This window comes from Microbacterium sp. LWO12-1.2 (assembly GCF_040675875.1).
In the GTDB taxonomy this organism is placed as follows: domain Bacteria; phylum Actinomycetota; class Actinomycetes; order Actinomycetales; family Microbacteriaceae; genus Microbacterium.
Window position 1 is genome coordinate 81179 of the sequence record NZ_JBEGII010000001.1, and the last position, 25222, is coordinate 106400.

32 protein-coding genes are annotated in these 25222 nt (G+C 67.6%); 17 read left to right on the forward strand and 15 right to left on the reverse strand.

All coding sequences use genetic code 11. The features are described 5' to 3' along the window. Nucleotides 1–8: 8 nt before the first annotated feature. Entirely contained in the window at nucleotides 9–779 is a 771-nt protein-coding gene (locus MRBLWO12_RS00405) for a GNAT family N-acetyltransferase (RefSeq protein WP_363551695.1), read from the forward strand. A 34-nt stretch (nucleotides 780–813) separates the two neighbouring features. Here MRBLWO12_RS00405 and upp read toward each other — a convergent pair whose 3' ends face one another. Next, nucleotides 814–1446, reverse strand: a complete 633-nt coding sequence (gene upp, locus MRBLWO12_RS00410) for a uracil phosphoribosyltransferase (protein WP_105721629.1) — start codon at nucleotides 1444–1446, stop codon at nucleotides 814–816. Between the two features lie 80 nt (nucleotides 1447–1526). On the opposite strand from upp, the gene MRBLWO12_RS00415 reads away from it, so the two are divergent. After that, the gene (locus MRBLWO12_RS00415) at nucleotides 1527–1982 is read left to right on the forward strand and encodes a nucleoside deaminase (protein WP_363551696.1); all 456 of its coding nucleotides are present in this window, start codon (nucleotides 1527–1529) and stop codon (nucleotides 1980–1982) included. A 118-nt stretch (nucleotides 1983–2100) separates the two neighbouring features. Here the strand turns inward: MRBLWO12_RS00415 and MRBLWO12_RS00420 are convergent, their stop codons facing one another. Then, on the reverse strand, nucleotides 2101–3072 hold the full coding sequence (locus MRBLWO12_RS00420; RefSeq protein WP_363551697.1) for a cation diffusion facilitator family transporter: 972 nt from the start codon (nucleotides 3070–3072) through the stop codon (nucleotides 2101–2103). A 59-nt stretch (nucleotides 3073–3131) separates the two neighbouring features. On the opposite strand from MRBLWO12_RS00420, the gene proC reads away from it, so the two are divergent. After that, entirely contained in the window at nucleotides 3132–3971 is an 840-nt protein-coding gene (proC, locus tag MRBLWO12_RS00425) for a pyrroline-5-carboxylate reductase (RefSeq protein WP_363551698.1), read from the forward strand. 3 nt (nucleotides 3972–3974) lie between these two features. Continuing rightward, nucleotides 3975–4262, forward strand: a complete 288-nt coding sequence (locus MRBLWO12_RS00430) for a DUF1905 domain-containing protein (RefSeq protein ID WP_363551699.1) — start codon at nucleotides 3975–3977, stop codon at nucleotides 4260–4262. Between the two features lie 14 nt (nucleotides 4263–4276). Here MRBLWO12_RS00430 and MRBLWO12_RS00435 read toward each other — a convergent pair whose 3' ends face one another. Both MRBLWO12_RS00435 and MRBLWO12_RS00440 read right to left on the reverse strand, forming a co-directional pair. Further along, nucleotides 4277–4948, reverse strand: coding sequence for a potassium channel family protein (locus tag MRBLWO12_RS00435; RefSeq protein WP_042538973.1), 672 nt, complete (start codon nucleotides 4946–4948; stop codon nucleotides 4277–4279). Further along, on the reverse strand, nucleotides 4941–6371 hold the full coding sequence (locus MRBLWO12_RS00440) for a TrkH family potassium uptake protein (protein WP_414685429.1): 1431 nt from the start codon (nucleotides 6369–6371) through the stop codon (nucleotides 4941–4943). Before MRBLWO12_RS00440 ends, MRBLWO12_RS00435 begins: the two co-directional genes overlap by 8 nt. A 103-nt stretch (nucleotides 6372–6474) precedes the next feature. Between MRBLWO12_RS00440 and MRBLWO12_RS00445 the strand changes: the two genes are divergently transcribed. The 9 genes from MRBLWO12_RS00445 (at nucleotide 6475) to MRBLWO12_RS00485 (ending at nucleotide 11330) form a co-directional block, all read left to right on the forward strand. After that, nucleotides 6475–6891: an ArsR/SmtB family transcription factor gene (locus MRBLWO12_RS00445; protein ID WP_363551700.1), complete on the forward strand. Its 417-nt coding sequence runs from the start codon at nucleotides 6475–6477 to the stop codon at nucleotides 6889–6891. A 475-nt stretch (nucleotides 6892–7366) separates the two neighbouring features. After that, entirely contained in the window at nucleotides 7367–7558 is a 192-nt protein-coding gene (locus MRBLWO12_RS00450) for a helix-turn-helix domain-containing protein (protein ID WP_045279170.1), read from the forward strand. A 138-nt stretch (nucleotides 7559–7696) separates the two neighbouring features. Beyond that, a complete protein-coding gene (locus tag MRBLWO12_RS00455) occupies nucleotides 7697–7795 on the forward strand; it encodes a 30S ribosomal protein bS22 (RefSeq protein WP_003792170.1) in 99 nt (32 codons plus the stop codon). A gap of 83 nt (nucleotides 7796–7878) precedes the next feature. Then, entirely contained in the window at nucleotides 7879–8181 is a 303-nt protein-coding gene (locus MRBLWO12_RS00460; protein ID WP_363551701.1) for a rhodanese-like domain-containing protein, read from the forward strand. Next, nucleotides 8178–8474 carry a glutaredoxin family protein gene (locus MRBLWO12_RS00465; RefSeq protein WP_363551702.1) on the forward strand — a complete coding sequence of 99 codons (297 nt, stop codon included), beginning with the start codon at nucleotides 8178–8180 and terminating at the stop codon, nucleotides 8472–8474. The genes MRBLWO12_RS00460 and MRBLWO12_RS00465 overlap by 4 nt, the downstream gene beginning before the upstream one ends. Next, nucleotides 8471–8773: a Dabb family protein gene (locus MRBLWO12_RS00470; protein WP_363551703.1), complete on the forward strand. Its 303-nt coding sequence runs from the start codon at nucleotides 8471–8473 to the stop codon at nucleotides 8771–8773. Before MRBLWO12_RS00465 ends, MRBLWO12_RS00470 begins: the two co-directional genes overlap by 4 nt. Before the next feature lie 148 nt (nucleotides 8774–8921). Then, on the forward strand, nucleotides 8922–9746 hold the full coding sequence (locus tag MRBLWO12_RS00475; RefSeq protein WP_363551704.1) for a basic amino acid ABC transporter substrate-binding protein: 825 nt from the start codon (nucleotides 8922–8924) through the stop codon (nucleotides 9744–9746). Between the two features lie 34 nt (nucleotides 9747–9780). Next, complete coding sequence (locus MRBLWO12_RS00480) at nucleotides 9781–10578, forward strand: amino acid ABC transporter permease (protein WP_363551705.1); 798 nt, start codon at nucleotides 9781–9783, stop codon at nucleotides 10576–10578. After that, the gene (locus MRBLWO12_RS00485; RefSeq protein WP_363551706.1) at nucleotides 10575–11330 is read left to right on the forward strand and encodes an amino acid ABC transporter ATP-binding protein; all 756 of its coding nucleotides are present in this window, start codon (nucleotides 10575–10577) and stop codon (nucleotides 11328–11330) included. The genes MRBLWO12_RS00480 and MRBLWO12_RS00485 overlap by 4 nt, the downstream gene beginning before the upstream one ends. A 93-nt stretch (nucleotides 11331–11423) precedes the next feature. On the opposite strand, the gene MRBLWO12_RS00490 is transcribed toward MRBLWO12_RS00485, so the two are convergent. The 6 genes from MRBLWO12_RS00490 to MRBLWO12_RS00515 form a co-directional block, all read right to left on the reverse strand. Further along, on the reverse strand, nucleotides 11424–11600 hold the full coding sequence (locus tag MRBLWO12_RS00490; RefSeq protein WP_363551707.1) for a YegP family protein: 177 nt from the start codon (nucleotides 11598–11600) through the stop codon (nucleotides 11424–11426). Nucleotides 11601–11703: 103 nt separating this feature from the next. Beyond that, on the reverse strand, nucleotides 11704–12795 hold the full coding sequence (locus MRBLWO12_RS00495; RefSeq protein ID WP_363551708.1) for an ABC transporter ATP-binding protein: 1092 nt from the start codon (nucleotides 12793–12795) through the stop codon (nucleotides 11704–11706). Next, entirely contained in the window at nucleotides 12792–13583 is a 792-nt protein-coding gene (locus MRBLWO12_RS00500) for an ABC transporter permease (RefSeq protein WP_363551709.1), read from the reverse strand. The genes MRBLWO12_RS00495 and MRBLWO12_RS00500 overlap by 4 nt, the downstream gene beginning before the upstream one ends. Continuing rightward, nucleotides 13580–14518, reverse strand: a complete 939-nt coding sequence (locus tag MRBLWO12_RS00505; RefSeq protein WP_363551710.1) for an ABC transporter permease — start codon at nucleotides 14516–14518, stop codon at nucleotides 13580–13582. Before MRBLWO12_RS00505 ends, MRBLWO12_RS00500 begins: the two co-directional genes overlap by 4 nt. Continuing rightward, nucleotides 14515–15657, reverse strand: a complete 1143-nt coding sequence (locus MRBLWO12_RS00510; protein WP_363551711.1) for an ABC transporter substrate-binding protein — start codon at nucleotides 15655–15657, stop codon at nucleotides 14515–14517. Before MRBLWO12_RS00510 ends, MRBLWO12_RS00505 begins: the two co-directional genes overlap by 4 nt. A gap of 137 nt (nucleotides 15658–15794) precedes the next feature. Continuing rightward, nucleotides 15795–16307, reverse strand: a complete 513-nt coding sequence (locus tag MRBLWO12_RS00515; protein WP_363551712.1) for a GNAT family N-acetyltransferase — start codon at nucleotides 16305–16307, stop codon at nucleotides 15795–15797. A 59-nt stretch (nucleotides 16308–16366) separates the two neighbouring features. On the opposite strand from MRBLWO12_RS00515, the gene MRBLWO12_RS00520 reads away from it, so the two are divergent. Then, nucleotides 16367–17194 carry a sulfite exporter TauE/SafE family protein gene (locus MRBLWO12_RS00520; protein WP_363551713.1) on the forward strand — a complete coding sequence of 276 codons (828 nt, stop codon included), beginning with the start codon at nucleotides 16367–16369 and terminating at the stop codon, nucleotides 17192–17194. A 138-nt stretch (nucleotides 17195–17332) separates the two neighbouring features. Here MRBLWO12_RS00520 and aspS read toward each other — a convergent pair whose 3' ends face one another. Further along, nucleotides 17333–19111 (reverse strand): aspartate--tRNA ligase, encoded by a 1779-nt coding sequence (gene aspS / locus MRBLWO12_RS00525; RefSeq protein ID WP_363551714.1) that lies wholly within the window; start codon nucleotides 19109–19111, stop codon nucleotides 17333–17335. Between the two features lie 142 nt (nucleotides 19112–19253). Here aspS and MRBLWO12_RS00530 point away from each other — a divergent pair, with 142 nt between their 5' ends. Both MRBLWO12_RS00530 and MRBLWO12_RS00535 read left to right on the forward strand, forming a co-directional pair. Beyond that, on the forward strand, nucleotides 19254–19628 hold the full coding sequence (locus MRBLWO12_RS00530) for a DUF5684 domain-containing protein (protein ID WP_363551715.1): 375 nt from the start codon (nucleotides 19254–19256) through the stop codon (nucleotides 19626–19628). 1 nt (nucleotide 19629) lies between these two features. Then, complete coding sequence (locus tag MRBLWO12_RS00535) at nucleotides 19630–20259, forward strand: histidine phosphatase family protein (protein WP_363551716.1); 630 nt, start codon at nucleotides 19630–19632, stop codon at nucleotides 20257–20259. 108 nt (nucleotides 20260–20367) lie between these two features. Here MRBLWO12_RS00535 and MRBLWO12_RS00540 read toward each other — a convergent pair whose 3' ends face one another. Continuing rightward, entirely contained in the window at nucleotides 20368–21273 is a 906-nt protein-coding gene (locus tag MRBLWO12_RS00540; RefSeq protein ID WP_363551717.1) for an NAD(P)/FAD-dependent oxidoreductase, read from the reverse strand. 62 nt (nucleotides 21274–21335) lie between these two features. On the opposite strand from MRBLWO12_RS00540, the gene MRBLWO12_RS00545 reads away from it, so the two are divergent. After that, entirely contained in the window at nucleotides 21336–21755 is a 420-nt protein-coding gene (locus MRBLWO12_RS00545; protein ID WP_363551718.1) for a MerR family transcriptional regulator, read from the forward strand. Between the two features lie 69 nt (nucleotides 21756–21824). Here MRBLWO12_RS00545 and MRBLWO12_RS00550 read toward each other — a convergent pair whose 3' ends face one another. From MRBLWO12_RS00550 to MRBLWO12_RS00560, 3 genes are read right to left on the reverse strand one after another with little or no spacing between them, the layout of a single operon-like run. Then, complete coding sequence (locus MRBLWO12_RS00550) at nucleotides 21825–23018, reverse strand: MFS transporter (protein ID WP_363551719.1); 1194 nt, start codon at nucleotides 23016–23018, stop codon at nucleotides 21825–21827. Between the two features lie 30 nt (nucleotides 23019–23048). Continuing rightward, nucleotides 23049–24368 (reverse strand): helix-turn-helix domain-containing protein, encoded by a 1320-nt coding sequence (locus MRBLWO12_RS00555; RefSeq protein ID WP_363551720.1) that lies wholly within the window; start codon nucleotides 24366–24368, stop codon nucleotides 23049–23051. Further along, the gene (locus MRBLWO12_RS00560) at nucleotides 24365–25210 is read right to left on the reverse strand and encodes a helix-turn-helix domain-containing protein (protein ID WP_363551721.1); all 846 of its coding nucleotides are present in this window, start codon (nucleotides 25208–25210) and stop codon (nucleotides 24365–24367) included. Before MRBLWO12_RS00560 ends, MRBLWO12_RS00555 begins: the two co-directional genes overlap by 4 nt. Nucleotides 25211–25222: the final 12 nt, after the last annotated feature.

Sequence of the window (25222 nt, forward strand, 5' to 3'; positions counted from 1 at the left end):
GAGCAGGCGTGCATTCCACCGATGACATTCTTCGCGCCTCTGCAGCATGGGTCTGGTTCCCGCGCGACAGCGAGCAGGAGAAGAGCGCCCTCCAGCTGGTGCGCTATCCCGCGCGGTTCGGGGGAGGCGTGCGGGCGTCGCAGGTCGACTCGACCGATGACGCACGCGCCGTGCTCGATCACGCGATCACACGCACGCGGGACTGGGGTGAGTCGCAGCTGACCTTCTGGACCAATGCGTCCGACCGGCCCGATCTCGAAGAGGAGCTGCAGAGGCGCGGTGCAGAGCACTTCGACACCGTCGCCGTGTTCGCCCGGCCGATCGATCAGCTCGTCGTCGAGGTGCCGCCGGGTGCCACCGCGGAGATCGTGCGCACCCTGGACCAGGTTCGCGAGGTCGACGCGATCAACGTGCCCGTCTGGGAGCAATCGCCTCTCGACGACGCCGGGTTGGCCGACGAGCTCGCCGAGGTGCTCTCCGGCCTGGCCGCCGGTGAAGGAATCCGCGTGCTGGGTCGTCTCGGCGCCGAAGCGGTGAGTACTGGAGGGTGCACGATCGTCGACGGGTTCACACGTCTGTGGGGCGCGGCGACTCTGGAGCGTGCGCGTGGGCGTGGGGCCTATCGCGCGGTGCTGGCAGAGAGGCTGCGGGCGAGCGCGGAGCGCGGCGCGGCCACCGCCTTGGTGAAAGGGCGCGTCTCGACCTCGGCGCCGATTCTCGAGCGCACCGGATTCACGTATTACGGCGACGAGCGGGCGTACCGACTGATCGTCGCCTGAGCGGAGTCAGCGTGGGCGGTCAAGCCTCATACGCTCAGACCGTGCCGTAGAGACGGTCGCCGGCGTCGCCCAGTCCGGGCACGATGTAGCCCTTCTCGTTCAGGCGCTCGTCGAGCGCGCCCAGCACGAGTGTGACGTCGCGGTCCCCGGCCATGGCCTCGATCGCTGCGACGCCCTCAGGAGTGCCGAGCAGGCAGATCGCCGTGACATCCTTGGCGCCGCGGTCGAACAGGAACTGGATCGCCGCGGCGAGTGAACCGCCCGTGGCGAGCATCGGGTCGATCGCGAAGCACTGACGGTCGCTGAGGTCATCCGGAAGGCGCTCGGCGTAGGTCGTCGGCTCGAAGGTCTCCTCGTCACGGACCATGCCGAGGAATCCGACCTCCGCGGTCGGCAGCAGCTTCACCAGCCCTTCGAGCATGCCGAGACCGGCACGCAGGATCGGGACCACGATCGGTCGGGGCTCGGAGATCTTCACACCCATGGTCTTCGTGACCGGGGTGGTGATCTCGACCGGGCTGACCTTCACCGAACGGGTCGCCTCGTACGCGAGCAGCGTCACCAGCTCTTCCGTCAGCTGTCGGAACACCGGCGAAGGGGTGCGCACATCGCGCAACACCGAGAGCTTGTGGGTGATGAGAGGGTGGTCGGCGACGTGAACACGCATGGATACAGGGTAGTCGGCGGCGGGGCTCGGCACGACATCCGCTCTGCGGCCCTCGCGCGTCACTGTCGTAGGCTCGACGCATGACCGCTGCAGACGTTCCCGCGATGCGTCGAGCACTCGAGCTCGCAGCGGAGGCGGCCGCGGCATCCGAGATCCCCGTGGGGGCGGTCGTCCTCGACCCAGCCGGTGACATCATCGCTGAAGGGCGCAACACGCGCGAGGCCACGCACGACCCCACGGGTCACGCTGAGATCGAGGCGCTGCGAAGCGCAGCGGCATCCGTCGGCTCCTGGAATCTCGAGGGCCACACGCTGGTGGTCACGCTCGAGCCCTGCATCATGTGCGCCGGCGCCATCCTGCAGGCGCGCATCGGACGCGTCGTGTTCGGCGCATGGGACGACAAGGCCGGTGCGGCAGGCTCCATGTACGACGTGCTGCGCGATCGGCGACTGCCGTACCGTGCCGAGGTCGTGGGTGGGATCGAGGCCGATGCCGCAACCGTGCTGCTGCGTGACTTCTTCTCCGCGCGCCGCTGACCTTGACGGCCGATGCGCGCCAACTTCGGCGGTGCCTCGCAGGTTCTGCGGATCAGATCGCGCGGATCATCCGCGGAACGTGCACAAGGCCGATATATCTGCGCGGGAGATGGCCCGCTCAGTCCGAGGACTTGAGCACGAAGACGTCGGTCGACGGCTCCGGGTCGATCGCCGGACGGTACACGTCGGGCTCGATGTAGACGACTCGCGCGACCGGCACCACCTCGCGGATTCGCGCCTCGATCGCGTCGATGTCATCCGCCGCTTCGCGCACCGTCTTGTCGGAGGTGAGGGCGACCTTCGCCGCGACGAGCAGCTCGTCGGGTCCGAGGTAGAGCGTCTTCATGTGGATCAGCTTCTCGACCTCCGGGCCGCCGTTGATCGCGTCGACGATCTTGTCGTGGTCGGCGGAGGTCGCTCCTTCACCGACGAGCAGGCTCTTGGTCTCGACGCCGAGGACGATCGCGATCAGCACGAGCAGGAGACCGATCATCAGGGTGCCGATCGCGTCGAACACCGAGTTGCCGGTGATCACGGTCAGTCCGACGCCGAGCAGGGCGAAGGTGAGGCCTGTCAGGGCGCCGGCATCCTCGAGCAGAACCACCGGCAGCTCAGGAGCCTTGGCGCGGCGGATGAACGACACCCACGACTGCCCCTTCTCGCGCACGAGGTTGCTCTCCTTGACCGCAGTGCGGAGGGAGAACGACTCCAGGCCGATCGCGATCACGAGCACGACGATCGGCAGCCACCACCAGTTCGGGTCGAGTGCGTGCGGCTCGCGCAGCTTGTCGATGCCCTCATAGATCGCGAACAGGCCACCGACCGAGAACAGGATGATCGACACCACGAACGCGTAGACGTACCGCTCGCGTCCGTAGCCGAAAGGGTGCGAGCGATCGGCTTCGCGTCTCGCCTTGCGTCCGCCGAGCATCAGCAGCAGCTGATTGCCGGAGTCGGCCACGGAGTGGATCGCCTCGGCGAGCATCGACGCCGAGCCGGAGAGGGCCCAGGCGACGAACTTCGCGAGCGCGATGCCCAGGTTCGCCAGGAACGCCGCGACGATGGCTTTGTTGCCTCCGGATGCACTCATGATCCGAGTCTAGAACCGCCCGCCTCCGGATGTCGGGGAGCCCGCCGTAGGATGACGACATGGCTGAATCCCTCCCCGCTCTCGCGTTCCTCGGTGCCGGTTCGATGGGAGGAGCGATCCTTCGTGGCGTCGTCGCCTCCGGCATCGCGATCGATGGTGGGATCACGGCGACCAACCGCACGACCGCAAAAGCAGAGGCGTTCGCCGACCTCGACGGAGTCACCAGCATCGCCCTCGAGTCGCAGCCCTCGGGCAGTGCGGATGCCGCCGCCGGGGCACGCATCATCCTGGTCGGTGTGAAGCCGGCCATGGTGCCTGATCTGCTGCAGGAGATCGCGCCGCGTCTCGCTCCTGACGCCATCGTGGTCAGCCTCGCGGCCGGCGTCACGCTGCAGACTTTCGCCGACAACCTCGGCGCCGACGCCCGCGTCATCCGGTCGATGCCGAACACCCCGGCCACCGTGCGCAAGGGCGTGACGGGACTGGCCGCAGGGCCTGCGGCGACCGCGGATGATCTCGCGCTCGTCCGTCGACTGTTCGAGACCGTCGGGGCCGTCGTCGAAGTGCCGGAGTCGCAGATCGACGCACTGTCGACGATCTCCGGCTCAGGACCCGCCTACGTCTACCTGCTGATCGAAGAGTTCACCCGCGCCGCGATCGGGATGGGCTTCGCCGAGGCGGATGCCCGCCTCATGGTCGAGCAGACATTCATCGGTGCGACGGCTCTGCTCGACGCCTCGGGGGAGGAGCCGGCCGAACTCCGCCGTCGGGTGACCAGCCCGAAGGGCACGACCGAGCGGGCGGTCGCGGTCCTCCAGGCCGCACATCTCGACCGCACGTTCGCGGACGCCGCGGCCGCGGCTCTCGCACGCGCCAAGGAACTCGCCGCCGGAGCCTGACGTATGCGGCTGCACATCGTCGGTGAGATCTGGTTCTGGCGCGGTCCCGCGCCCTACCACTTCGTGACGGTGCCGCCTGCCGAGAGCGAGATGATCCATGACGTCGCGGCGGTCGTGACGTACGGCTGGGGCATGATCCCGGCGAGCGTCACGATCGGCGGCACGAGTGTGACGACGGCGTTGTGGCCCAAGGATGGCGGCTACATCGTGCCGATCAAGAAGGCTCTGCAGGATCGCGAGAGCATCGGCGTGGATGACGTGGTGCAGGTCACGCTCGACATCGACGCCTGATCAGGCGCGAGCGATCAGCGATCGAGCGCCGCGAACCGCTCGATGTCGCTGTTCGTGCCGGACACGATGATGAGGTCGTGGTTCGTGACGATCGTGTTCGCCTCGGCGTAGCGGAACGGCTTCCCAGGACTCTTCACGCCGACCACGGTGACCTTGTACTTCGAGCGCACGCCGGACTCGTTCAGTCCGACGCCGCGGATGAACTTCGGCGGGTACATCTTGGCGAGGACGAAGTCGTCGTCGAAGCGGATGAAGTCGAGCATCCGTCCGCTCACGAGGTGGGCGACGCGCTCGCCGGCTTCCCGCTCCGGGTAGATCACATGGTTCGCGCCGACGCGGGCGAGGATCTTTCCGTGCGACTGCGACACCGCCTTGGCCCAGATCTGCGGCACCTTCAGGTCGACGAGGTTCGCGGTGATCAGCACCGAGGCCTCGATCGAGGAGCCGACGGCCACGACCGCGACCTGGAAGTCCTGGGCGCCGATCTGTCGCAGCGCGTCGATGTTCTTCGCATCCGCCTGCACCGTGTGGGTGACGCGGTCCGACCACTTCTGGACCAGCTCGAGGTTCCCGTCGATCGCGAGAACCTCGCGGTCGAGTCGATCGAGCTCTCCGGCGCACGCGGCGCCGAAGCGTCCGAGGCCGATGACGAGTACGGGAGCGTCGCCCCTGAGCACTTCAACCAACGATCGGCCTTTCCACGGGCAGCGAGTAATACTGCGATCGCGATGTCGCGGCGACTGCCGCGGCGAGTGTCACTGTACCAACGCGGCCCATGAAGATGGTGGCCGCGAGGACGTACGAACCGGAGTCGGGGAGCTCGGCGGTGAGCCCGGTCGACAGGCCGACGGTGCCGAACGCGGAGATCACGTCGAACAGCACATGGCTGATGTCGGCTTTCGTGATCTGGGCGATCGTGATGGTCGAGAGCGCAACGATCGTCGCTCCCCACGCGACGACGCTCAGCCCGACCCTTTGCACGTCGCTGGGGATGCGTCGACCGAACACCTCGACCGACTGGCGGCCCTTGGCCTCCGACCACACGGCGATCGCCAGCACTGCGAGTGTGGTGACCTTGATGCCGCCGGCGGTCGACGCCGAACCACCGCCGACGAACATGAGCATGCTCGCGGCGACCAGGGACGAGCCGTTGAGGTCGGCGATGTCGATCACGTTGAAGCCGCCGGAGCGAGTCATCGCCGACAGGAAGAACGCCTGGAAGGTGGTGTCGGCAGCGTCCATCGATCCGAACGTCTTGGGGTTGGCGTACTCCAGGACCAGGAAGACGGCAGCACCGAGGACGAACAGCAGCACGGTCGTGACGAGTGTGAGCTTGGTGTGCAGCGACCAGCGCTTCACATGCCAGACATGCTTGGCCAGCGTATAGATGACGGGGAATCCGATGCTCCCCAAGAACACGCCGACCATCAGCAGCGACAGCACGAGGTAATCGTCGGCGAACACCGCGACGCCGCCGTCGTTGGGGGCGAAGCCGGTGTTCGTGAAGGCCATGGCGGCGAAGTACGGTGCTTCCCACAGCGCGGCGATCGGGTCGACCTTCGCCATCACCAGCGACGGATACAGGAGGATCGCGAGTGCACCCTCGATGAAGAGGGACGACAGCGCCACCGTGCGCAGCAGTTGGCCGACCTCGCCGAGGCGAACGGTCTGGCTCTCGTTGACCACTCCACCGTGCGCGCGCAGAGGGTTCGTATCGCCGGCCGCCATCAACTTGGCCCGTAGCCCGAGCCGCTTGGAGATGACCATGCCCATCAGCGACGCGAGGGTGAGCACTCCCAGCCCGCCGATGTTGACGCCGACGAAGACGAGCACATGGCCGAAGGGCGACCAGTGGTTGGCCATGTCGACCGTTGCGAGGCCCGTGACGCAGATGGTGGAGACGGCGGTGAACAGCGCGTCGCTCAGAGGCGTCACGGTTCCGCTGGCCGAGGCGATCGGCAGCGACAGCAGCACGGTGAAGACGAGGATGAGCAGCGCGAAGATGACGATCGCGAACCGTGAGGGCGACGAAGTGATGATGTGCTTCGACCAGGAACCGACGTCGCGGATGCGCTGTTTCGGGGACGACGCCGAAACCATGCCCGACATCGCATCCCCCTTCGTCCTGCTCGACCGCGGTCATCGGTCGCACGACGCCGATCGCCGAGCCTTCGTCATGGTACTCCGTGCCGGGGGCGACTAGCCTGAACTCATGACGGACATCTTCGACGTGATTGCAGACGGTACGAGGCGCGACATCCTCCAGCTCCTGCTGCGACGCACCGCCGAAGGAGACGCCGGGACCAGCGTGAGCCACATCGTCGCGGATCTCGGCATCAGCCAGCCGACCGTCTCGAAGCATCTGAAGGTGCTGCGCGATGCCGAACTCGTCACGGTCCGTGAAGACGGCCAGCGCCGGTTCTACAGCCTCGCTGTCGAACCGCTCGAGGCCGTGGACGACTGGCTCGTGCCGTTCCTGGTCGACGCCTACGGTGACGACGCGCCGGATATCGAGTACCCCGTTGTGCCGCTGCCCGGTGGAGCCACGCATGCGGCGGAAGCGGTGGGTCGTGCGGCCGCATCCGCGAAGCACGTGGTGGCCACTGCGCTCAAGCGTCTCGGAGCCTGACGCCGGACGCACATCGCCCCCGACGACAGGGGGGCATGTCATCAGGGGCGAGCCGCGGGCCCCAGCCCGCGCTGATCCCGGCAGTGCCGTCCGGGATCGTGCTGTCAGCCTGACAGCGCAGGCTATGCGAATCTCGGTGAAGGTCTATGTCTTCGCTGAGATCCGGTGCCACGACCGCCTTCGCCAGCGGCGGTGGCCTCACTGGCGAGGGCTTCCGGCTCGATCTGCCCCCGGCGCGACGTGACGTCGGACGTGATCGGTGCGCTGCTGGTTGCGCACCTCGGGCTGGCGCTCGTCATCCGATCGAAGCGGGGCGGGTGACCTACCCCGGCCTCCGGCCGTGCGCGGCTTCGGGACCTTTCCGGTGCGGGCGTTCGCGACGGTCCCCGGTTCCCACTGATCACAAGGGCCACACGGGTTTACATGCGTCCCAGCTACCCCATAGAGTGTGCTCATCGAGAAAGGGGTACGTGGGATGCCCGAAGTACCTGACGTCCGGTTCCTGACGGTGGCCGAGGTCGCCGACATCATGCGCGTGTCGAAGATGACCGTCTATCGACTCGTGCACGCCGGCGAACTGCCCGCCATCCGATTCGGCCGCAGCTATCGCGTGCCCGAATCGGCCGTCGCGGACGCTCTGCAGCGCCCGATCGCCGACGTCGGCTGACGTCTCGCAGGCCGTGATCCCCGCCCGTGACGGTCGGGGTCCTGCGGTTTGCTAGACTGACCCGAGGCATTTTTTCCGTGCCCGTACCCGGGTGTCCGTCACCGTGCGACACCCAGCCACTGACTTAGTGAGGTTTCCGTGGGTTCTGTCATCAAGAAGCGCCGCAAGCGCATGGCGAAGAAGAAGCACCGCAAGCTGCTTCGCAAGACTCGCCACCAGCGTCGCAACAAGAAGTAAGCGGCCAGACACGAGCGCCTGTCTTCGGACGGGCGCTTTGTGTCTCTGCGCCGCGTGAGCATCCGCAACATCGTGAGGACGTCATGAAGTCGATCACCGTCACCGAACTCGCCGAGCGCTCCGGCACGCCGCTCATCGACGTGCGCGAGACCGATGAGTTCGCCGCCGGCCATGTGCCCGGCGCCGTCAACATCCCCATGTCGGTGATCGGAAACCGCCTGGAGGAGCTCCCCAGCGAGGCCTTCGATGTGATCTGCCAGGCCGGCGGGCGCTCTGCACGTGTGGTCGAGGCGCTCGAGGCGCGCGGCTACGACGCCACGAACGTCGAAGGCGGAACCGGCGAGTGGATCGCTCAGGGGCGCGCGGTGGAGGTGCCGTCGGCGTGACGACGCTCACGCTCATCGGCAAGCCGGACTGCCACCTCTGCGATGTGGCCTCCGAAGTGATCGACGCGGTCGTCGCCGAGCTTCCGGATGCCGCGGCCGAGAGCATCGAGATCGTCGAGGCGTCCATCCACGACGACCCGGCTCTCTACGAGTTGTGGTGGGAGAAAATCCCGGTCGTGCTGATCGATGGAGAATTGCATGCGCACTGGCGGGTCTCGCCCGACCGGCTGCGTCACGCACTGGAAGAAGCCGTGCGAGGCGGCGTGCTGACCCCGCAGGAGGAGTCGAGATGACCGTTCGCCATGTCGTGATCTGGAAGCTCGCCGCGGAGGATGCGGCGGAGCGTCGTGCGCAGGCCGAGGAGGTCGCCCGGCGTCTGAACGCGCTCTACGGCGTGGTGCCCCAGCTGCTCTCGATCTCGGCCGGTGCGAACAGCGCCTACCCGGAGACGAATGCCGATGTCACGCTCGTCGCCGACTTCGAGAGCATCGTCGCCCTCGAGGAGTACCAGGTGCATCCTGCGCATGAGGAAGCCGCCGCGTACATCCGCACGGTCGTCGCTTCGCGGGTCGCCGTCGACTTCGATATCTGACTCCGGCGAACGTCACTTTTCGTCACACTTGCAACACAAACGTGATCCGCTAAGGGTCGATCTCGTTGGTGGCCGCGTCGAGCAGCGTGTTTAGATGAACTCCTAACCCGTCCGTGGGCGTCTCAGCCCTCGTCTCATAGGAGCTGTCATGCAGCGTCGCACCATCTTCGCCGGGCTCGCGCTCGCGGCGACCGCCACTCTCGTCCTCACCGGTTGCGCGACCAACGCGGGTTCCGGCTCGGGCACCGGTTCCGAAGAACCGGCAGCGGGCGAGGAATACGGTCTGGTCGAGGCCGGCACGCTCACGGTCTGCTCCGACATCCCCTACGCACCGTTCGAGTTCGAGGGCGGCGACAACGGCACCGGCTACACCGGCTTCGACATCGATCTGCTCGACGCGATCGCCAAGAAGCTCGACCTCAAGCTCGCCGTGCAGGACGTCGGCTTCGACGCACTGCAGTCCGGCACGACCCTCGCCGCCGGGACCTGCGACGTCGGAGCCTCGGCGATGACCATCACCGACGAGCGCAAGGCGAACATCGACTTCTCCGACCCGTACTACGACTCGCTCCAGTCGCTGCTGGTCCGCACCGACTCGGGCATCGAGTCGATCGACGACCTCTCCGGGAAGAACGTGGGCGTGCAGCAGGGCACCACGGGCGAGACCTACGCCGGTGAGAACGCCACGGGCGCCGAGCTCGTGCAGTACCCCTCCGACGGCGAGCTGTGGCCGGCGATGCAGGCCGGTCAGATCGACGCGATCCTGCAGGACCAGCCGGTCAACCTCGAGCACGAGAAGGCCGATTCCGCCTACAAGATCGTCGAGACCTACAACACCGACGAGTCCTACGGCTTCGCCTTCGCGAAGGGTGAGAAGGATGCGCTGCTCGACGCGGTCAACGGAGCGCTGCAGGAGCTGCGTGACAGCGGCGACTACCAGACGATCTACGACAACTACTTCACCGCGAAGTAATCGGCAGGCACGGTAGGTCGGGAGGACCTTGACAATGGCGTTGAGGCGCACCACCAAGAGCAAGCTGTACCGGTACATCGTCTATGCGGTGCTGATCGCGATCGTCGTCTGGGCGATCGTCGGCACCGACTGGGCGAAGATCGGACCGCTGTTCTTCAACCCCGAGATCGCGATCAAGATGTTCCCGGGGATCATCACGACGGCGCTCGTGAACACCCTGTGGTTCACCGCGGTGGCGTTCATCGCGGGTCTGCTGCTCGGTATCGTGCTGGCACTGCTGAAGCTGTCGAGCATCGGACCGTTCCGCTGGATCGCCACGGCCTGGATCGAGTTGTTCCGCGGACTTCCCGCGATCCTCACGATCTTCGCCGTGGCGTTCATCCTGCCGATCGCCTCCGGCATTCCGGGCAAGGATCTCGGTGGTCCGGTCGTGCTGGGACTCGTCGGTCTCGTGCTCGTCGCCTCGGCATACATGGCCGAGACGATCCGCGCCGGCATCCAGGCGGTTCCGAAGGGACAGACCGAGGCGGCCCGTTCGCTCGGCATGTCGCCGATGAAGACCACGTTCTGGATCATCGTGCCGCAGGGATTCCGCATCATCATCCCTCCGCTCACGAACGAGTTCGTACTGCTGCTGAAGGACACCTCGCTGCTCTTCATCGCCGGCACGTTCATCTGGTCGAAGGAGCTCACGAACTTCGCTCGTGACGCGTCGACGCAGAACTCGAACGCGACCCCGCTGATCCTGGCGGCGGTCCTGTACCTGATCGTGACGATCCCGCTCACGCGCTTCAGTGCGTGGCTCGAACGACGGATGGCGAAGCAGCGATGATCACCGACCTGATTGATGTGCACGCCCCGGCGATCGACCTGCAGGGGCTCGTGAAGTCGTTCGGTGACAACGAGGTGCTCAAGGGCATCGACCTCACCGTCACCGCCGGCGAAGTGGTCTGCGTGATCGGCCCCTCGGGTTCTGGCAAGTCGACGCTGCTGCGTTCGGTCAACCTGCTCGAGGTGCCGACCGGGGGCAAGGTGCTGATCGAGGGGATCGACATCACCGACCCCGACGTCGACATCGACCGTGTGCGCACCCGCATCGGCATGGTGTTCCAGAGCTTCAACCTGTTCCCGCACCTCGACGTCATGGGCAACCTCATGATCGCGCAGCAGCGCGTCAAGAAGCGCTCCAAGGTCGAGGCCGAGAAGGTCGCGAAGGAGATGCTCGCCCGTGTCGGACTGTCGGAGAAGGCGGATGCGTTCCCCGGCCACCTGTCCGGCGGGCAGCAGCAGCGCGTGGCGATCGCCCGTGCGCTCTGCATGAACCCCGACATGATGCTGTTCGACGAGCCGACCTCGGCGCTCGACCCCGAACTCGTCGGTGAGGTGCTGCAGGTGATGCGCAAGCTCGCCGATGAGGGCATGACGATGCTCGTCGTGACGCACGAGATGGGCTTCGCTCGTGAGGTCGGGTCGCGCCTGATCTTCATGGACGGCGGACACATCGTCGAAGAGGGCGACCCGCGTGAGGTGCTGGGCAACCCGCAGCATCCGCGTACGAAGGACTTCCTCGCACGCGTGCTCTGATCTGCACGGTCGCAGAGAGCGCCTGACACCGAAGAGACCCCCTGTTGCAGTCACTGCAACAGGGGGTCTCTTTGCGAAGTGGGGGTGTCTGAGTCAGACCTCGACGACCTCGGCACCGGGGGCATTGCGCTGGACGGATGCGATGCCGTCCAACGCGCCGGACTTCGAGGAGTAGCCCTCGCTCGTGGCGATGACCTCGTCGTTGCCTGCCTTCAGACGGAACCGGTACTCGCCGGACTTGTCGGTGTACAGCTCGAACTTGCCTGCCATGAGGCGTCCTTTCTCTGTCGGTCGAGGGAGCGGAGCTCCTCCGGGCTCACGCTATCCCGACCCCTACATGTGGGGGAAGAGTGAATCTCGGGGGTGTGAGAACTCAGCCGCGCGGATGCACGGCCACGGGCTCCGGGGCGATCGAGATCCGCACGCGGTCGCCGAAGGACGGGCGGATGCCGGGCGCATGCTGCACCCGGACGAGCTCTCCGGATTCGGTGCGCACGAGGGTGCGCCGCATGCTGCCGAGGAAGGTGCTCTCCTCGACCAGGGCGTCGGTGGCGGCATCCGCCTCGCTGGCGAAAAACACGTTCTCCGGGCGCAGGTACACGTCGACAGGGCCGATCGCCGGTGACTGCAACGGGAGCCGCTGACCCCACACCACGACGTGGTCGCCCTCGCCGACGCCGGAGACGACGCTGGACAGTCCGACGAATGCGGCCACCCCCGCCGTCGACGGGGTCGTGTACAGCTGCTCCGGTGAGCCGATCTGCTCGATGCGTCCGGAGTTCATCACGGCGATGCGGTCGGAGACGGCCAGCGCCTCCTCCTGGTCGTGCGTCACGAACACGGTCGTGATGCCCAGGCGCAGCTGGATGCGACGGATCTCATCGCGCAGCTGCACGCGCACTTTCGCGTCGAGGGCCGAGAGCGGCTCGTCGAGCAGCAGCACCTTCGGCTCGGTGACCAGGGCGCGGGCGAGGGCGACGCGCTGCTGCTGCCCACCGGAGAGCTGGTGCGGGAAGCGGTCGGCGAAGTCGGCGAGTCCCACCAGCGCCAGCGCATCGAGGGCGCGCTTCGAGGCCTCGGACGCGGAGACACCGCGGCGCCGCAGACCGAAAGCGGTGTTGTCGGCGACCCGGAGGTGCGGGAACAGCGAGTACGACTGGAAGACCATGCCGATGTCGCGCTTGTTGGTCGGGATGCGCGAGACGTCGTGGCCTCCGAGGAGTACCGCACCGGCATCCGCCCCCTCGAGACCGGCCAGCACTCGCAGCAGAGTCGTCTTGCCGCAGCCGGACGGACCGAGCAGCGAGACGAACTCGCCGGGGGCGATGTCGAGGTCGACGCCGTGCAGCACGCGGGTGCCCGCGTAGCTCTTGACGATGCCCTGCAGCTCGACGCGGGTGCCCTCGCCGGCTTCGGCGAGCAGCAGGTTGTCCGCCGTGCGGGGGAGTGCGTGGTCGAGGGTCATGAGCGGGCCTTTCCTTTGCCGCGGGCGACGCGGCCGATGAGGAGGAGCAGGACGAAGACGAACGCGAGCGCCAGCAGCGTGAAGATCGCCGGGGCGTAGGGATCCTGCTTCTGGACGACGACCATGGCCGTCTGGAACACCTGACGGTTGAGCAGTGAGGCGATCGTGAACTCGCCCAGCACGACGGCGATGGAGATGAGCGAGGCCGCGAGGAGCCCCTGGCGCAGGTTGGGGGCGAGCACCTTCAGCACGACCGTCGGCCAGCTCGCGCCGAGGGAGCGCGCCGCTTCCGAGAGTGTGCGCAGGTCGGCGGCATCGATCGAGGCCTGGATGGAACGGTAGGCGAACGGCAGCACGGTGATCCCGTAGGCGAAGGCCAGGGTCCAGGTGCCGGTGCCGAGCGTGCGACCGATCTGCAGGTAGATCGGCGCGAGGCCCACCACCAGGACGATCGCGGGGATCGAGATCGGCAGAAGTACCGCGAACTCGAACATCGGCTTGAGCTTTCCGAAGCGGAGGTTCACCAGGATCATGGTCGGCGCGAGCAGGAGCAGCACGATCGCCACGGTGACGACGGCCAGGATCAGGGAGTTGCCGAGACCGATCCAGATCGGCTTGATCGCTGCGGATGCGGCGGGATCGAACAGCGCGATCCAGTGCTCGAGCGACAGACCCTCCTTGCCGCGGAGTGTGAAGAGGAAGGTCGACACCAGCGGGATCGCGAAGAACGCGCCGACGAGGATGCCGATGATCCAGCGCGTCGCGAGCGACGGGGCGAGCCTGTTCACGACTGCCACCTCGCAGCCCGACGCTGCACGAGTGAGTACAGGCCCATGACCACTCCCACGATCACGATCATGCCGAGCGCGAGTGCGCCGGCGAGGTTCTCCCTGCCCAGGACCGTCTCGCTCGTGAGCGCGGTGCGGATCTGCAGCGGCACGATCTGCGAACCCTGGCTGGCAAGTGCGGCGGCCGTCGCGTACGACGAGAACGCGTTCGCGAACAGCAGTAGCAAGCTGGCGAGGAACGAGGGGGCGAGCACGGGGATGCCGATGCGGAGCCAGAAGCTGGCACGCGTGCCGCCGAGCGTGAGGTTGGCCTCGGCCCACTGCGGCTTGAGCGCGGCGAGAGCGGGCATGAACGTGATCACCATCAGCGGGATCTGGAAGTAGATGTACGGCAGGATCAGGCCGGGCAGCTCGTACAGCCAGGTGCCGTTCTCGAAGATGTTGACGCCGAAGGTGTCTTTGAGGAAGACCGTGATGATGCCCTGGATGCCGATCGTCGCGATGAAGGCGAACGCGAGCATGACTCCGCCGAACTGGGCGAACACGCCGGCAGCGGCATCGACGCTCGCGCGGATGGCGCCATCGGGGTTCATGCCCAGCAGCGCGTAGCAGACCAGTGCGCCCACGACGGCGCCGACGAGGGAGGTGCCCAGTGAGAGGCCGGCCGAGTTGGCGAAGGCGTTCAGCACGACCGGGTCGCCCAGCGCAGAGACGTTCGTCCAGGTGAAGGAGCCGTCTTCGGTGAAGAACCCCGAGCCGATCGCGAGAACGGTCGGAACCGCGAGGAACAGTACGACGTACGCCGCGAACGGCACCAGGCCCAGCCAGGCCGGCGACGGCGCGGACCGCCGGGCCCTCGCGCTGTGCGAGGACCCGGCGGGGGTGGTGGGGACGGATGCCGCGGCATCCGTCCCCGGTGCGGAAAGGGTGGTCACTGGACCGCCGCTGCCCACTTCTCGCCGAGCAGCGTGCCGGCGTTGGTGGACTGCTCCTCGGTCGGGACGACGGTCTCTTCCGGGGCCTCGGGCAGAGCAGCCGCGAGGGCGGCGTCGATCGTGCCGGCCTCGGTCATGGCCTCCATGCGTGCCGGGCGCGCGCCGCCCTTCAGCCACAGGTTCTGCACCTCGTCGCTGTAGAGGAACTCCTGCCACAGGCGGGCAGCCGCCGGGTGCGGAGCATCGACGTTGATGGCCTGGTTGTAGTAGCCCGCGTAACCGGTGCCGTCGAACACGACGACCTTCCAGTTCTCGTTGTCGGCTGTGTGCGAGGCGTTCAGGTAGTCCCAGTCGAAGACGACAGGGGTCTCACCGCTGGCGATCGTCGCGGTCGTGACATCGACCTTGAGCAGGTTGCCGGCCTTCTGCAGCTCCGAGAAGAAGTCGATGCCCGGCTGGAAGTCGTCGAGCGATCCCTCGGACTGGACGGTCGCGAGACCGACGGCGGCGAATGCGGCGCCGGCCTGGGTCGGGTCGCCGTTGATGGCGACAGCACCCTTGTAGTCGGCCGACAGCAGGTCGGAGAGCTCAGCGGGAGCGTCGAACTTCGAGGAGTCGTAGCCGATCGACATGTATCCGCCGTAGTCGCCGACGAAGAGGCCGGTGGGCTCCTTGAGCGCATCGGGGATGTCATCCCACGTCTGCACCTTGTAGGGGGCGAAGGTGTCGGTGTTCTGCAGGGCGACGGTCAGGCCGAGGTCGAACACGTCAGGAGCCGTGTCCAGGCCCTTGTTCGTCTCCGCCGCCTGGATCTCCTCGGCGCTCGACACGTCGGGTGATGCCTCGTTGATCGTGATCTCGGGGTACTTCTCGGCGAACAGGTCGAGGACCTCGCCGTAGTTGGCCCAGTCGCGGGGGAGGGCGATGACGTTGAGGGCGCCCTCGGCCTTGGCTGCGGCCTCGAGGTCGGCGAACGTGCCGAAGTCTGCAACCGAGGTGGCAGTCGTGGCATCCACGTCGGAGTCGCCGGTGGAAGCGGGGGCGTCGGTCGCGCCGGCGCAGGAAGTGAGTGCGAGTGCGGCCGTGGTGGCCAGGGCGATGCCGGCGCCGATGCGTGCGCGGCGGGTGAAGCGTGCCATGAGTGTCCTCTCGGGTGTCCGGCGATCGCCGGTTCGGGGTTGCGAGAGGACGCTACGGGGTGGGGGTTACCGGTCGTCGCGGGTCGGGTGAACGCGCGGTGTCCGGCTGGTGGCGGACGGACGCGGAGGCGCGTCGCTCAGCCGGTGACCGTGTACTTGAAGCCGAGGTGGGAGCCGACGTAGCCGAGTCGCTCGTAGAAGCGGTGCGCCTCGGTGCGCGCCGCATCGGAGGTGAGCTGCACCATCGCCGCGTCGACGGCCGGAGCAGCGGCCTCGCCGACCCAGCGCATCACGGCCGAGCCGATGCCGGCGGAGCGCAGATCGCTGCGCACCCGCACGGCCTCGACGAGCAGACGCCGCGCACCCCGTCGCGCCATGCCGGGGATCGAGGTGAGCTGCAGGGTGCCGACGATCGCGCCATCGAGCTCGACGACCAGGAGATCGTTCGACGGTTCAGCGAGGATATCCGCGAGCGCGGCGGTGTACGCCGGTCGGTCGGCATCGGAGGCGACGTCACCGCGCGCCGCACTGATCGGGTCATCGGCGAGGAGGGCGATCACGGCATCCGCATCCGCGGCCGTGGCGCGGCGCAGCACGGCGCGACCGACGCGGGAGTCGAAGGAGTGGGGGAGGGGGAGAGCGTCGAGCATGGCACCAGTCTGCCAGCGTCATGTCATCCGGGGCTCTGGGGGTCTGGCATCCTGGCGGGATGGATATCGGCGCAGTGCTGGGTCTCGAGCAGCTAACCTGGGGCATGCTGCTGCTGGTGATCCTCGCCGCGTTCGGCGCCGGCTGGATCGATGCCGTCGTCGGTGGTGGTGGCCTGCTGCAGCTGCCCGTGCTGCTCCTCATTCCGGGCATCGCACCGGTGCAGGCGCTCGCGACGAACAAGTTCGCGTCTGTGTTCGGCACGGCCACGAGCAGCGTCACCTACTATCGGCGCGCGAAACCCGACATACGCACCGCTCTGCCGATGGCGGCGGTCGCCCTGGTCGGCTCGTTCGGCGGAGCCGCGGTGGCGACCGTCCTCCCGCCGGCCGCGTTCAAGCCGATCATCGTCGTCGCGCTGCTGGCCGTGGCGCTGTTCACGGCGTTCCGTCCGCAGATGGGGGCCGCGACGAAGCTGCGCTTCCGCGGACACAAGCACCACATCATGGCCGGGGCCGCCGGGCTGGGGATCGGCTTCTACGACGGCATGATCGGCCCGGGTACCGGGACGTTCCTCGTCATCACGCTCGTCGCGCTGATGGGCTACGACTTCCTGCAGGCGAGCGCCAAGGCCAAGATCGTGAACTTCGCGACCAACCTCGGGGCGCTGCTGCTCTTCATCCCGCACGGCTCCGTGCTGTGGCTGCTCGGCGGGATCCTCGCTGTCGCGAACGTCGCCGGGAGCTACCTCGGCTCGCGCATGGCGATCGCCCGCGGCACCACATTCATCCGCGTGGTGTTCCTCATCGTCGTGATCGGGCTCATCGCGAAGCTGGGCGTCGACGTCTGGAATGAGAACATCGTGCCAGCGCTGGCCCTGAGCCTCTGAGTACTGCCCCTGGCGCCTGCCCCTCTGTCCAGAGTTGGCACCTCCTCCTCGGCGCCGAAAACGAATGTGGCACCTCGTGCCGGAAAGCCACAGCTATTCCGACACGAGGTGCCACATTCGTCGCCGCGAGGGCATGGGTCAGGCGTCGTCCTCGGGCTCGTAGTCGACGCCGGCCTCGGCGCGCTGCGCGTCCGTGATCGGCGCCGGAGCGGAGGTCAGCGGGTCGAAGCCGTTGCCGGACTTCGGGAACGCGATGACCTCGCGGATCGACTCGGTCTTGGTCAGGTGCTGCAGCACGCGGTCCATGCCGAGCGCGATTCCACCGTGCGGCGGGGCGCCGAACTTGAACGCGTCCAGCAGGAACCCGAACTGCTCGTCGGCCTGCTCGTCGCTGATGCCCATGACCTCGAACACGCGCTTCTGCACGTCTTCGCGGTGGATGCGGATCGATCCGCCGCCGAGCTCGGAGCCGTTGCACACGATGTCGTACGCGTAGGCGAGGGCCGAACCGGGGTCGGTGTCGAACGTGTCCTGGAACTCGGGCTTCGGTCCGGTGAACGCGTGGTGCACGGCCGTCCATGCTCCGGCGCCGACCGCGACGTCTCCGGAGGCCACAGCGTCAGCCGCCGGCTCGAACATGGGCGCGTCGACGACCCAGGTGAACGCGAACTCGTCCGGGTTCAGGTAGCCGAGGCGGCGTCCGATCTCGACGCGCGCGGCGCCGAGGAGGGCGCGGCTCTCCTTCGTGGAACCGGCGGCGAAGAACACGCAGTCGCCTGCGGCCGCGCCGACGAACTCCGCGAGTCCGGCCTGCTCGGCCTCGGACAGGTTCTTGGCGGCGGGGCCGCCGAGCGAGCCGTCCTCGTTGAACAGCACGTACGCGAGACCGCGGGCACCGCGCTGCTTCGCCCAGTCCTGCCAGGCGTCGAGCTGCTTGCGCGGCTGGCTCGCGCCGCCCGGCATGACGACGGCGCCGACGTACTCGGCCTGGAAGACGCGGAACGGGGTGTCCTGGAAGTACTCGGTCGCCTCGACGAGCTCGAGACCGAAGCGCAGGTCGGGCTTGTCGGAGCCGTACTTGGCCATGGCGTCGGCGTAGGTCATGCGCGGCAGCGGCAGCGCGACCTCGACGCCGATGGTCGCCCACATCGCCTGGATGAGCGACTCCATCAGCGTGATGACGTCTTCCTGGTCGACGAAGCTCATCTCGATGTCGAGCTGCGTGAACTCGGGCTGACGGTCGGCGCGGAAGTCCTCGTCGCGGTAGCAGCGCGCGATCTGGAAGTACTTCTCGACGCCACCGACCATGAGCAGCTGTTTGAACAGCTGCGGCGACTGCGGCAGCGCGTACCAGCTGCCGGGGCTCAGGCGAGCGGGGACCAGGAAGTCGCGCGCGCCCTCCGGCGTGGAACGGGTGAGCGTCGGGGTCTCGACCTCGGTGAAGTCCTCGGCGTGCAGCACGTCGCGGATCGCCTTGTAGACGTGGGAGCGCAGGCGCAGAGCGGATGCCTGTGCCGGACGACGCAGGTCGAGGTAGCGGTACTTGAGACGGGCCTCTTCACCGACGGTCTCGCTGTCGGCGAGTGCCGTCGAGACCTGGAAGGGGAGAGGAGCGGACTCGTTGAGCACCTCGACGTCGGCGGCGATCAGTTCGATCTCGCCGGTCGGCAGGTTCGGGTTCGCGTTGCCCTCAGGGCGCTGTGAGACGACACCGGTGACCTTGAGCACGAACTCGTTGCGCAGCGGGTGGGCGATCTCCTCGTCGCGGATGACGACCTGGGCGATGCCCGAGGCATCCCGCAGATCGATGAATGCGACTCCTCCATGGTCACGACGGCGATCGACCCAACCCGCGAGGGTGACGGTCTGACCGATGTGCTCGGCTCGCAGTGAGCCTGCCGAGTGGGTGCGAAGCACAGAGAATTCCTTCTGATCTGCGAAAGGGTGAACTCGCCCAGTCTACGTGGGCGGTCGGGGCCCCTCCGGCGGGTTCCCCGCGTCGCCACCGATCGTCAGTATGATCGGCCACGACACAGCCATCACACAGAAAGGGTGCACCGTGGACACCAACGGCATCTCCGAGCTCTACGCGACGATCTTCTCCGGAACCACCGGTCTGATCGCACTCGTCTTCTACGTCCTGGTCGCCATCGGCCTGTGGAAGGTGTTCTCCAAGGCGGGGTACCCCGGCATCCTCGCGATCATCCCGATCGTGAACATCGTCATCCTGGTGCGCATCGCCGGCATGTCCGGATGGCTCGCTCTGCTCTACATCATCCCGCTCGTCAACATCGTGTTCGGCATCATCGTGGCCATCAAGCTCGGTGAGCGCTTCGGCAAGGGCGGGCTGTTCTCGTTCTTCCTGCTCTTCGTCTTCCCCTACATCGGCTACTTGATCCTCGGGTTCGGGGACTCCCGCTACAGCAAGGCGTGACATGGCGGCGACGCGACTGCACCTCGTCCGCCACGGCGAGGTGCACAATCCTGCACGGGTGCTCTACGGGCGGTTGCCCGACTATCACCTGAGCAGGGCAGGGCGTCGCATGGCGCAGGCGGCGGCCGATCACGTGGCGTCTTCGGATCGTCCGGTCGCCGCCCTGTACTCCTCGCCGTTGGAGCGCGCGCAGGAGTCGGCGGAGCCGTTCGCGGCCCGTTTCGATCTGGTGCCCGAGATCGACATCCGCATCATCGAGCCCACGAACGTGTTCGAGGGTACGCAGATGCGTCGCTCGCTCATGAACCCTTTGAACTGGTGGCACCTGCGGCAGCCCTCCCTTCCGAGTTGGGGCGAGCCGTACTCCTCGATCGCGGAGCGGATGCTGGGTGCCATGGGCGAGGCCTGGCAGGCGGCGGACGGCGGAGATGTCGTGATGGTCTCCCACCAGGCGCCGATCTGGATCACGCACCTCCGGGTGGCGGGCCTGCCGTTGCGGCATGACCCGCGCACCCGTCGGTGTGCGCTGTCGAGCGTCACCTCGTTCGAACTCGTCGGCGACGTGTGGCGCGAGGTCGCCTACGCGGAACCGGCGACCACCGAGGGCGCTGTGGATGTCGGGGCCGTCTGACTCCTGACCGTTGCGGCCGCGAGTTCTGCGGCCTCCTGCATCTTTCGCGGCCTGATACCCGCAGCGAGGCCGCAGAAGGTGCGGGAGGCCGCGAAAGAGGATGCCGGGTCAGTGCCCTCCGGCCAGCAATGACTGGATGATGCCGACGGCGGCGAGCTGTCCGGCTGTGGCCGCCATCATCACGGCGGCCATCGGCCCCGGCAGTGCCGCGCGATGCGCGAGGTCGCCCGCCGCGAAGACACCAGGCGCCGAGGTGCGGCCGAAGTCGTCGATCTCGATCGCGCCGGACTCCAGCATCCGCAGCTCCAGTTGCGCCGCGAACGGTGCGCGCTGATGCATCGTCCCCGACGCCACGAAGACGCCGTCGACGGTGTGCTCGGCGTCGGAGGTGCGCACCACGACGCCGGCGTCAGTGGCCGCGACTGCCACGACCGCGGACCCGCTCACCCTGGCCCCGTGGCCCTCGAGGGAGGCGACCTCTTCAGCCGTGAAGCTGCCCTCGACGGGGATGACAGTGATCTCGCTCACGATCCGGCCGAGCATGCCGATCAGATGCTCGGCGCGGGCTGCTCCGCCGAGAATCGCGATCGGCCGGCCCGCATGCTCGTGTCCGTCGCAGAACGGGCACGCGAAGGCGCGCGTGCCCCAGAGGGCCGACAACCCCTCGACCTCGGGGAGGTCGTCGATCACCCCCGTCGCGAGGATGATGTTCCGCCCCGCTGCCGTCGATCCGTCGGAGAGCGTCAGGGTGAAGTCGCCCTCGGTGCCGCGTACGCTCTCCACTCGGACATCGCGGACCTCCACGTCGTCGTAGGCGCCGAGCTGGGTGCGAGCGGTCGCGCGGAACTCGGCGGGCGGGGTGCCGTCGTTGCCGATCACGTTGTGCATGTGCAGCACGGTGCCGTTGCGGTACTCGCCGGAGTCGAGGAGCAGGGTCGAGCGGTGCATCCGCCCTAGGGTGAGTGCGGCCTGGAGGCCTGCGGGGCCGGCGCCGATCACGATCGCGTCATACATGGGGGAGGGTCCTTCCGCCGTTCGGTCTTGTGTTCTCCGCCAGTCTGTGACTTCATGTCAACATGAAGTCAAGTGTCGAGACTCCTTGGTCCGTCGGCGAGGTCGCCGCCCGCTTCGATCTGCCGACCAACGTGCTCCGGCACTGGGAGACCGTCGGCCTGCTGCGACCATCGCGAGACGACGCCGGCCGCCGTCGTTACGGCGAGGACGAGGTCGTGCGCATCGCGGTGATCCAGCGCAGCAAGGCGGCCGGCATGAGTCTGGAGCAGATCGGCGTGCTGCTCGACGACGGCAGTGCGGGGCGGCACCACGTGCTCCAGGAGCATCTCGACGACCTCGACCGCCGGATGGAGGAGATGCGGCGGTCGCGCGAGATGACCGAGCACGCCATGCGCTGCCGGTCGCACGATATCGCCACCTGCCCCCGTTTCCGAGAGGGTGTCGCCGACGTGCTCGCGGGCTTCAGAGGAGAGCGCGGCTGAGCGAAGCGGGCGCCGGGCGGGTACCGGTGAGGCAGGAGCGGCCGCCAGACCGGCCCAGACGCTCGGAGCTCAGCGAGACTGGCGACGCATCCGCAGCGCCGCCGTCACCGTGACGACCCCGACCACGACGACGAAGACGAGCAGCACATCGATCTGCGGCGCGAACGACAGCGCCGCACCGATCGCGAGTACCGGCAACGCGAGTCCGCAGTACGCGACAAGGAAGATCGCGGCCAGCGTCTCACCGCGGCGTCCATCCTCAGCGAGCTCGCCGGCCACGGCCAAGGAGCACTTGAAGAGCGCCCCGACTCCTGCGCCGCCGATGATGCCGCCGACGATGAACAGGGCGAACAGTGCGAGCACGGCGCCGAGGGCGATGCCCGCCAGCCCCACGCCGCAGGCGATGGCCGCGAAAAGCAACTGCGTGCGGCGAGGCACGGATGCCAGAACCACCTGAGCGGCCGCGGCAGAGCCGAAGACGGCGAACACCGTCAGGCCCGCGACGAGGTGGTCGGTCAACTCGAACGTGCCGATGAGGATGCTGGGGGCCAGGGACGTGAACATCCCGAACAGCGCGAAGCCCGCGAAGGCCGCGAAGCCGGCGGCGATGAAAGCGCTCCGGGAGGTCGCGGGAACCGCGATGCGTTGCGGACGGTACACCCGCGGTGCCACGGTCACGGTTTCGGGAACGAGGGTGAGAGCGATGGCCAGGAGGATGAGGATGACCGCGAACACCGCGTGCGGCAGGTGCAGCGGGTCGGGGAAGAAGTCGGCGAAGATGCCCCCGAGCACGGGGCCCAGAGCGAGACCTCCGAGATTCGCTCCGCCGGCGACGGATGCGGCGACGATGCTGTTCTCATCGGGCCGAGCACGGGCGCGCAGCTCGCTGAGGTGTGCGGTCGCCGTGGCCGTGAGGACGCCGATGCTGACGCCGTTGATCACCCGCGCGACCAGGAGACCGGCGACGTCGGTGAACACCATGAACAGCACGGCGGACAAGGTCGAAACCAGAACCGCGATGACGAGCATCCGTCGCCGCCCCATCCAGTCGCTGACATGGCCGAGGAGGAACAGGCTCGCGACGACACCGACGGCGTAGGCGGCGAAGATGACGGTGATGGTGGCGACAGGGAACCCGTCTTCCTGCTGGTAGAGCGGGTAGAGCGGGGTCGGCACCGTGGAGTACGCCATCACCAGCAGGAACGTGATGGCGACGACCCAGAAGCCGATGGTGCGGGGCCGCGTGCTGGTCGGTGTCGTCATGGCTTCATCCTCCGGGTCCGATGGAGCGGGTCACCGGATGTGGCCGGCGCTTTCCCAATACCGTGTGAGTTTGAGAGCGAGATGCAGGGCACTGCGTTGCATCCCGTTGCCGAGGGCGTTCCTGACGACCTCCGGCATGTTCTCGAGCCGGTAGTAGAGGGTGGTCCGGTGGATGTGCAGGGTGTCGCACACCTCCCGAATGTGGTTCGCGGCATCCAAGAGCACCTCCACCGTCTGCCTGCGCGTCGGGTCGGGGTCGTGCAGGAGGGCGTGTGCTGCGGGCGAGTACCACTGCAGACGCTCGGGGTCTGCGAGGACGTCGGCGAGCAGCAGCCACGGGCCGACGTCGTCCGGTTGGGCACTCGAGCCCAACTCGGGCACCAGATCCACGACCTTCGCGGTGGCCACCGCGCGTGCCGCGACGGGGAGCAGATCCGTTTCGTGCTCCGACAGTGCCGCTGCCCCGATGCCCTTCAGGGGAACGCCAGCGCGTTCTGCCTCCGAGCGGATCACCTCGTCGATCCCCTCGTGAGGGCTGAGGCGTCCGATGAAGAGCAGCGCCGTTCCCATCTCTCCGATGAACGTGAGCGCCTGTCGGGCGCTGGACTCCAGTGCGTGGCCGAGCGCAGCGCGCAGGATCACCGGCGCGTCCTCGCCGAACGTCACTGCGCGCACCACCGTTTCCGGGCCTCTGAGGATGCCGTGGCCGCGGACGGCCGCGGCAAGGGCCTCGCGGCGAGTGCTCGGATCCCCGGCGAGCAATGCACGAAAGACCGTCTCGCGTGCCGTGCGCGCAGCGCCTCGTCTTCGCGCCTGCAGCAAGGTGCCGGCGACAGCGACGGTTGCATCGATCGCCCGGAAGTCGTCTTCTCTGAGCGGCGGGAGACCGGTCGTGATCAGCCAGATCGTTCCGAGTTGATCATCGTCGGACCAGATCGGGATGACGAAGCGCTCGTGCGCGCCGAATTCCGCGAAGTCGACGGTGAGGGGATGGCGGGTGCGCGCAACGCCCGACTGCTCTGCCCACTCCCGTTCACGGCGGGCAAGGGTGCGGGTCAGGAGCGTGCGCACTTGAAGCTCGTCGATGTCCTCGCCCTGGGCGCTGGCTGCGACGAGCCGGAATTCGGAGTCCTGCATCATGACCGAACGCCCGAGGACCGCGGACAGTTCATCGATGAGATCCTGCAGGCTCGTTGCGCCGCTGCCCGACGGGAGCGGGATCAGATCGGCACGGACTCGGCCGCGATCCTCACCGTTTGCCTGCTGCTGATTTGACCACACCGACGACGCTACTGAGAGGTCGGCCGCGGTATCCAGGTCCGCGTTGTACCACCCTGCGTCGATGGTCATCTTCTGGTCTCGGTCATTCCGACGGAGCGTCCGCCAGGGAGCGACTTGGCGAGGTGCGCGAAGATCTCCGCACCGGGGCCGCCCGGTCGCGCCGACAGAACGGTCAACTGGTATCCGGGCATGCTGCGGACCGCGAAGTTCTGCGCATCGATGGCGATCTCTCCGACGCCGTCGAAGAGGAAGCGGAATGTCGCGTCCTCCGGTCCGGACACATCGTGCCGCTCCCAGATGCGCACGAAATCCTTGTCCACGGACAGCTGCTGGAGGAGCTCGCGTAGGCGCGGCGATTCCGGGTGTGCGTCGCGGCGCAGCGTCGCCACTGCCGAGCGCGCCATCGGCTCCCACTCGACGAGGCTCCGACGCATCCGTTCGTTGAACAGGGCCGAAACCTGATTCGATCCGGCCGCCAGACCGCCTTCGCCGAAGATGGTGGCGAGCGGGTTGGACGCGACGATGTCCCGGTGCGGGTCCGATACGTACGCGGGTGTGTGCGTCCACTGGGTGAGGGTGCGAGAGATGCGGTCGGGGGTATCCGTGTCGCGCATGACGGGGCCACGCGGCATCTGCCCGGACACCAGCCGGAACGCATAGGCGGTGGACTCCACGTCCAGACGCAGCGCCCGGGCGATGGACCCGATGACCTGATCGGAGGGCCGGGCCCCACGGCCTTGCTCGATGCGGAGGTAGTAGTCGTTGCTGATGCCGGCGAGGTCGGCCACCTCGTCGCGGCGCAGACCGGCGACCCGACGTCCGCGCGTGCGAGGCAACCCCACATCTTCCGGGGAGAGCACAGCACGACGCGCTCGAAAGTAGTCGCCAAGTGCCGTCAGAGCGGTGTCCATGCGTTGTCCTCG